This is a genomic window from Microcystis sp. M44BS1, assembly GCF_020244875.1.
GTDB lineage: Bacteria > Cyanobacteriota > Cyanobacteriia > Cyanobacteriales > Microcystaceae > Microcystis > Microcystis panniformis.
Map to the genome: position 1 here is coordinate 1 of NZ_JADBVM010000276.1, position 7,283 is coordinate 7,283.

The following is a 7,283-nucleotide window of genomic DNA, read 5'->3' on the forward strand; positions in this document are numbered from 1 at the left end:
AAACTGGTGCAAGATTTTGAAAGAATCGTGCTTCAAAACCTTGCGTCTTCATCGGCCCGCGTCCTGTAGGGGCGAAGCATTCGGGCAATAACCTATCGGTGAAACCGGAGATTTTCTATCCGAATGCTTCGCCCGTACTTTTTGCCGCAAACCCTAAGTAGGGAGGCACAATTATTTGTAGGATGGGTTAGCGGTAGCGTAACATGAGCGGGCGTTGGGTTTCATGCTTCCACCCAACCTACGTTCATCTTATATTTAATTCCACCTACCTACTTAGACATTATTGAGGACAATTATTCGGCTCGACTACTCAAAGGGTTATTGAGATTGCCGGTGCCGGGACGTTTGACACTATGGGATTGTAGGAGTGAGATCGCCTGTTGATACTGGGGATCATCCTTAGTTCCCAGCAAAGAAGGATCATCGCGGAAGCGCAGCTGTTGTTCCTGGGTTAACTCGATCTGCACATCGGGTTTAATGCCTTTTTTGTAGATATTTTCGCCGTTGGGGGGATAATAACGAGCAATTGTCACCGCTAAACCGGAACCGTCGGAGAGGGTGTGTACCGATTGGACGGTACTCTTGCCATAGGTCGATGTACCTACTAAAGTCGCCCGGCCATTTTCTTTTAGCGCTCCGGCGAGGATTTCGCTGGCACTCGCTGAACCTTTATTAACCAAGACTACTAGGGGTAAATCGGTAATAGCGGTGTTATTGGCGATAAATTGACGATCTCCGCCCCGTCGATCGATGGTGCTAACGATTTTGCCCTGTTTCATCCACATACGAGCGATATCGACACTAGCAAATAGTAAACCGCCGGGGTTGCCCCGCAGATCGAGAACATAGCCAGATATCTGTTGTTGACTTAATTCCTCGATCGCCTGTTTCATTTGTTCGGCTGCGTGGGAACTAAATTCATCCAGTTTAATATAACCAACTTTCACCCCACCTTCCTGTTTAAGGGTATAGCTAACGGAGGGAATTTCGATATCTACCCTGGTCAAAGTCACTTCAAATACCCCTTGATCGGGACGGGCAAGCTGTAAACTAACGCTAGTACCCACTTCTCCCTGTAGTGCCTCCATTGCCTGTTCTAGGGTCATTAAAGCGGTGGGTTTGCCATTAATTCTGATCAGGCGATCGCCGCTTTTCACTCCCGCTTCCTTGGCGGGGGATTTTTTCACCGTATCGACAACAACCAGATCGCTAGTGCGTTTATCGAGAGCTAAACGTACCCCAATTCCCGATAATTCTCCGGAAGTTTGACTGGTGAGGACAGAAAATTCCCTAGGGGTTAAAAAACGGGTATAAGTATCACCCAATTCCTTTAAAGTTTCCCGAATTGCCGTGTAAGCTTGTTGGGAATTGGTATAATTTCTGCTTAACAATTCTTGACGTTTTTTTTGCCAGTCAATTTGATGAAAACCACGATCTACAAATTCATTATTAACAATTTGCCAAACCTGGTCGATGACTGCTTTCGGGTTATCTTCTAAGGGTTTTTCCCCTTTGGCTGCGGGGGTGAGGACCATCAGGGAACTAACTGCTAGGGTAGCGATCGCACCTCCAGATAGGAGTTTCTGCACGGAAACGAACGAGGGACGCGACTGGTTCATAAAGACAAGGCCAAAATAAGATTGACGTTTCAATAAAGCCATTCAAAAAGCGGGAGCATTTTGCCTTCGAGGGAGGTGAGAAGCAGTGTTAACTACGACTTCCGTATAGATAAGGGAGTTCCTTGTCTGGCTCTAACATCCACTATAATTCTAGTTCTATAAAATCGAGCAATATCTGGCGATGAATTTTTCCTAAAGGACGAGTCTGATTAATCTTCTGGGAATAGTATTCCCCTTGAAGGATGGCAGCCGGGGGTAATAAGGCTAAATCTTGTCCTTCCGTTTGCACTAATTTTTCTAATTCCAGGGTCAGGGGTACATGATAAAGATAACGAGAGAGATTATCATCGTTATAACAGCGAAAATGGCGTAAACTAGGGGCTTCGTAGTTAATTTCTTCTTTTAACTCTCGTTTTAACCCTATTTCTGGACTTTCACCCGCTTCTAAGTGACCACCAAATAAACCCCACACCCCCGGATAGAGAATCGTCGGGATGTCGTCGCGCAACTGCATTAAAAAGCGACCGTCCTGTTCTAAAATCGCCAAAGCAACAAATATCATCAGTTATCAGTTATCGGTTATCAGTTATCGGTTATCAGTTATCGGTTATCAGTTATCGGTTTTTGGTATTTTCTTGGCAGGTTTTTAAATAGCCCAAAGCATTTTCCCAATTTCCTCCGCGTCATCATTAATACTTTGAAAGGCTCTTTCCTCTATGTAATTCGTGTCTTTCAATAGAGACAGCCAATACTTTGTTTCTAGACATTCTTTATAAGCTATTGACATTTTAGCTCGAAAATCAGCTTGAGAAATAGCTCCATTAGCCTCGGCAATGTTAGCCCCGATTGAAGTGCCACTCCTTAATAGCTGTTTTGACAAAATATATTCTTGTTTAGTTTCACACAAATATTTATAGCCTTTAACAATCCTAATGGCAAATTTATAAGCTTTGTCATAAACTTTACTCTCCATCTGTTTACCCCGCTACTGATTACTGATTACTGATTACTATTTCTCGTTTTGTTTATGGGGTAAAAAGAAAGCATCGAGGGGATCTGGGACGGGTTTAATCACTGCGGGGGGATTGGGTTTAACGGGGGTAACGACGGGAGTTTCTGGGGGTTTTGTTGCGGTTGCGGTGGGAATTGTCACCTGTCGGGGATTTTCTAGGGGTTTAGTTGAGACTGGGGGAGAATTATTTTCTGGGGGTTTAACTTCCGAGGTGGGGGAAGGTTTAATTTCTGGGGACGGGGAAGGAGTGGGAAGAGAATTAACCGCTACTGCATCCATCTGTTCTAATTCCACTACATACATTTCGTTAACGGTTTGAGAACCCTGGGGAATAGCTTCAAAGTCAATTTTGCCCTTAATGACGATTTCCTCGCCTTGACGGGGTAATTTATTGCTATTGGTGCGAATCCAAATCTTACCGGACCTATCCTGCAAAAGATAGGCCCCTCCCGCTAAAAAAGGGGCATAATTGCTGACAGTTCCCCTAAGATAAACTAAAGCGCCTTTTGGTTTTTCCTGTAATTGCTCGATCGCTGTTAGGGGAGGATCACCGATGTAGGGAACGGCAATACCGAGGTCAGCAAGGGTACTACAACCGAATAACCCTAGCAATAATAATAAACTGCTGATGCGCCCTACACGAGTCTGGATAGACATTCTTGCTTTAACCTTAACGAGTGCGATTAGCCAATCTTTTTGACCATAGAATGGATCCGAAAGATTTTTGTTCTCGGTATTATCATAGAATGTCCGTAACTACTTGCCAAATTCTCGACGGGAAAGCCTTAGCTCAAAAAATCCAGCTTGGTCTAGGAGAGCGCATCCAGACGCTAAAATCTCCAATGGGAAGACCTCCGGGGTTAGCGGTGTTGATGGTGGGGGATAATCCTGCTAGTGCCGTTTATGTACGCAATAAGGAGAAAGCTTGTACTAAAATCGGCATGGCCTCTTTTGGTCGTCATTTTCCTACCGATACAAGTGAACTAGAAATTTTAGCGGAAATTGTCCGTCTCAATCAAGATGAGCGGGTGGACGGGATTTTAATTCAATTACCCTTACCCAAGCATTTAGATGCGGTTTCCCTTCTCTACCAAATTGACCCGAAAAAAGATGCTGATGGTTTACATCCTCTCAATTTAGGCGGTTTAGTGCGGGGTGAGGACTGTATCCGCAGTTGTACTCCTGCGGGGGTCATGGCACTGCTGAAAGAATATAATATTCCCATAGCCGGTAAGCACGCAGTGGTGCTGGGTCGCAGTATTCTAGTGGGGAAACCTTTAGCTTTAATGTTATTGGAGGAAAACGCTACGGTAACTATTGCTCACTCACGCACGGAAAATCTGGCAGAAATAACCAGAAGTGCTGATATTTTAGTACCTGCGGTCGGTAAAGCGAATTTAATCACCCCGGATATGGTAAAACCGGGTGCAGTGGTGGTGGATGTGGGGATTAATCGCGTCGCTGACCGTTTGGTGGGGGATGTGGACTATGCTGGGGTTTTAGAAGTAGCTAGTTATCTTACTCCTGTCCCCGGGGGTGTCGGTCCGATGACGGTGGCAATGTTATTAAAAAATACCTTGTTAAGTTACGAACGCAAGTTATAAATCCTCAGCTACCAGCTATCAGCTATTCAGTGATTCTACCGATATAATTCTTGATTTTTTTTAACTATGTTGGTAGAATTTTACAAAACTGGATAGACTAGGAGCTTTTCGGTCATGATCTTTATTATCCCGATTATTCTTGGTGCGGCTGCCTTAGTTACTGCTGGTGTGGGTGTTAGCGCAGGTGCTGATGGTGTCTCCAAGACGAAAAGGGGAAATTAACCAAAGCAACGGAAAATCTCCAAGAAAAGTACCGTCATCTCTTAGAAAAATAATAGTAGGATGCCTGCCAAGTAGCTGGTTATAATATAATTAAATTAAAAATGGATTTTAGGTTCGATCCCCCCTGCCACCCTTGATAAGGGGGGTGTCTGATAATTTTTAACGCCTACCTACTCAGAAATAAAGAAAATAGTATAAGAAACGCTCTATAATTTAATTTAACAAATATTACCGAGTATTTCAATTAAAGTTAACTCTATTTCTGGAAAGGACTCAATAAAAATACTTTCACCTCGATAATATTTCTGCATAGCTTGATAACTACCATTCAGAGGATGGCGATAAACTTCTAAACATTCTTCCTTGAGATTTATAATCCAAACCTCTTTAATATTTGCTTCTGCATAAAGAGGGATTTTAGTATAGCGATCATAATCGAGGGTAGAATCAGAAACTTCAATAATTAAATAGATATCTTGAGGACAAGGATAGGCAGCAACATAAAAATCTGATCGAGGTATTAGTAAACTTAAATCTGGTTCTGGTTGAGAATTATTATTTAATCTAATCGGATTTTGCACTCCTAAGAGAATAAGATCGCCAAATTTTCGATAAAATAACTGTGTTAATCGATAAATACTGGCAGCATGACGGGTTCCCATCGGTGACATTTTGATAATTTCTCCTCGAATTAATTCCACTTTTTCATCGGGTTTGATTATTCCCTCGGTTGCCATTTTTTCGTATTCTTCCACCGTAAATTTACGGGTAATCAGTGATAAAGACATTTTAACTAAACTCCTAAGATTTCTGCAATAGTGAATTCTAAGTAGGGAGGCACAATCATTTGTAGGATGGGTTAGCGGTAGCGTAACCCATCGGGGCGTTGGGTTTCATGCTTCAACCCAACCTACGTTCATCTAAACTCCTAAAATTTCTGCAATAGTGAATTTTATATCGGGAAAGGATTCAATAAAAACACTTTCACCTCGATAATATTTCTGCATAGCTTGATAACTACCATTCAGAGGATGGCGATAAACTTCTAAACATTCTTCCTTGAGATTTATAATCCAAACTTCTTGAATATTTGCCTCCGCATAAAGAGGGATTTTAGTATAGCGATCATAATCGATGGTAGAATCAGAAACTTCAATAATTAAATAGATATCTTGAGGACAAGGATGGGCAGCAACATAAAAATCCGATCGAGGTATTAGTAAACTTAAATCTGGTTCTGGTTGAGAATTATTATTTAATCTAATCGGATTTTGCACTCTGAGAATAATTTTCTGTCCTAACTTTTGATAGAATAATTGTATTAATCTATCTATACCAGCAGCATGACGGGTTCCCATCGGTGACATTTTGATAATTTCTCCTCGAATTAATTCCACTTTTTCATCGGGTTTGATTATTCCCTGGGTTGCCATTTTTTCGTATTCTTCCACCGTAAATTTACGGGTAATCAGTGATAAAGACATTTCAACTAAACTCCTACTTTCTCTTTATTCTATCTGGACAGCCTTCCAACGAGTGAATTATCGGTATTTAAACCATTAATCGGGGGGAATAAACTAACTTTTTGGGGACTTGTACTGATTTTTCAAGAAAAATCATCGCTTGCCATGGCGACAAAACCGCTAGAGCTAACGTCTAGAAAGCTGGGGTAGGATCGAAACTGCCCCAAAAAAGCTACTATAGGTCAGTTGTCGATGTCGAAAAAAATAGCCGTTCCCCTCAGGAACATTAAGTCGAGAAATTTTATGGTTAAGCGAAAACAGCCTTATAGTTTAATTTATCTGCTCACTTTGGTGATCGGTTTAGTGATTGCGATCGCACCTAACGGACAAGCACAAACCCCCGACTCTAACACTCCTGCCAGTGATCCTAACGAATTAAAACCCTTAAATCAAGCCGATAGTGTCCTGAGTCTTCAGGGGGGACAACGTTTAGTGGAAGAAGCGAACGCCGCTATTAATGCCGCTAAATACGATGTCGCTGTGGACAAACTCAATCAAGCGCGCCGGATTTTTAACCAACTATCTAACTATCATCTGCAATTAGCTAATAGTTTCTCAGGAATTGACCCAAAAGTATTCGATTCTCAGCGTCAAAGTGCTTTAAACACCGGACAAATGCGGGATGAAGCCACCTATAAGCTTGCTTTGGTCCATAGGGCGCAAAATCAGCCAGAATTGGCGGTTCCTTTGTTAATTCAGGTGATTCAATCCCAAAACCCCACCAGTGAATTAGGACAAAAAAGCTATCAACAACTCTACGAGATGGGATTTGTCAGCACACCCATCTCCGCACCGACTCCCACCTCCGCAACTCCTAGCAATCCCCCCCCAAAGCAGTGAATTTTATCCCCATTGACGAGCTTTCGGTAACAATGGGACAGAGTATCTTTAAATTGTTTTGAGGAGTTACGATGGTTGACTTTCGTCAAGTAGAAGCGATGATTCAAGAACAAATCCCCGATGCACAGGTGATGATTCGGGATTTAACGGGAGGTGGCGATCATTTGGAAGCGGTGGTTATTTCCGGCGAATTTGCTGGCAAAACCCGCGTTAAACAGCATCAAATGGTTTATGGCGCTTTACAATCGGCACTGGCTACCGAAGCCATCCATGCTTTGGCATTAAAAACCTACACTCCCGACGGTTGGGCAGCAGAAAAATAACAGTTATTAATTATCAGTTATCAGTTATCAGTTATCAGTTATCAGTTATCAGTTATCAGTTATCAGTTATCAGTTATCAGTTATCAGTTATCAGTTATCAGTTATCAGTTATCAGTTATCAGTTATCAGTTATCAGTTAT

9 protein-coding genes are annotated in these 7,283 nt (G+C 42.2%); 3 read left to right on the forward strand and 6 right to left on the reverse strand.

Annotated features, from left to right (window positions below; translation table 11 throughout):
• Positions 1–293 precede the first annotated feature (293 nt).
• From ctpB to IM515_RS20920, 4 genes are all read right to left on the reverse strand, one after another.
• Positions 294–1,619, reverse strand: coding sequence for a carboxyl-terminal processing protease CtpB (ctpB, locus tag IM515_RS20905; RefSeq protein WP_346304791.1), 1,326 nt, complete (start codon positions 1,617–1,619; stop codon positions 294–296).
• A gap of 142 nt (positions 1,620–1,761) precedes the next feature.
• On the reverse strand, positions 1,762–2,181 hold the full coding sequence (locus IM515_RS20910; protein WP_002764557.1) for an NUDIX hydrolase: 420 nt from the start codon (positions 2,179–2,181) through the stop codon (positions 1,762–1,764).
• A gap of 84 nt (positions 2,182–2,265) precedes the next feature.
• The gene (locus IM515_RS20915) at positions 2,266–2,592 is read right to left on the reverse strand and encodes a four helix bundle protein (protein WP_002764555.1); all 327 of its coding nucleotides are present in this window, start codon (positions 2,590–2,592) and stop codon (positions 2,266–2,268) included.
• A 36-nt stretch (positions 2,593–2,628) separates the two neighbouring features.
• Positions 2,629–3,288 (reverse strand): OB-fold nucleic acid binding domain protein, encoded by a 660-nt coding sequence (locus tag IM515_RS20920; protein WP_287630204.1) that lies wholly within the window; start codon positions 3,286–3,288, stop codon positions 2,629–2,631.
• A gap of 89 nt (positions 3,289–3,377) precedes the next feature.
• Between IM515_RS20920 and folD the strand changes: the two genes are divergently transcribed.
• On the forward strand, positions 3,378–4,235 hold the full coding sequence (gene folD / locus IM515_RS20925; protein WP_002735754.1) for a bifunctional methylenetetrahydrofolate dehydrogenase/methenyltetrahydrofolate cyclohydrolase FolD: 858 nt from the start codon (positions 3,378–3,380) through the stop codon (positions 4,233–4,235).
• 440 nt (positions 4,236–4,675) lie between these two features.
• On the opposite strand, the gene IM515_RS20930 is transcribed toward folD, so the two are convergent.
• Together IM515_RS20930 and IM515_RS20935 are read right to left on the reverse strand one after the other, a co-directional pair.
• On the reverse strand, positions 4,676–5,245 hold the full coding sequence (locus IM515_RS20930) for a Uma2 family endonuclease (protein ID WP_287630205.1): 570 nt from the start codon (positions 5,243–5,245) through the stop codon (positions 4,676–4,678).
• 132 nt (positions 5,246–5,377) lie between these two features.
• Positions 5,378–5,941 carry a Uma2 family endonuclease gene (locus tag IM515_RS20935; protein ID WP_287630206.1) on the reverse strand — a complete coding sequence of 188 codons (564 nt, stop codon included), beginning with the start codon at positions 5,939–5,941 and terminating at the stop codon, positions 5,378–5,380.
• Positions 5,942–6,172: 231 nt separating this feature from the next.
• Between IM515_RS20935 and IM515_RS20940 the strand changes: the two genes are divergently transcribed.
• Positions 6,173–6,820 carry a hypothetical protein gene (locus IM515_RS20940; RefSeq protein WP_193961157.1) on the forward strand — a complete coding sequence of 216 codons (648 nt, stop codon included), beginning with the start codon at positions 6,173–6,175 and terminating at the stop codon, positions 6,818–6,820.
• A 71-nt stretch (positions 6,821–6,891) separates the two neighbouring features.
• Positions 6,892–7,143, forward strand: coding sequence for a BolA family protein (locus IM515_RS20945; RefSeq protein WP_002764550.1), 252 nt, complete (start codon positions 6,892–6,894; stop codon positions 7,141–7,143).
• The last annotated feature ends 140 nt before the right edge of the window (positions 7,144–7,283 follow it).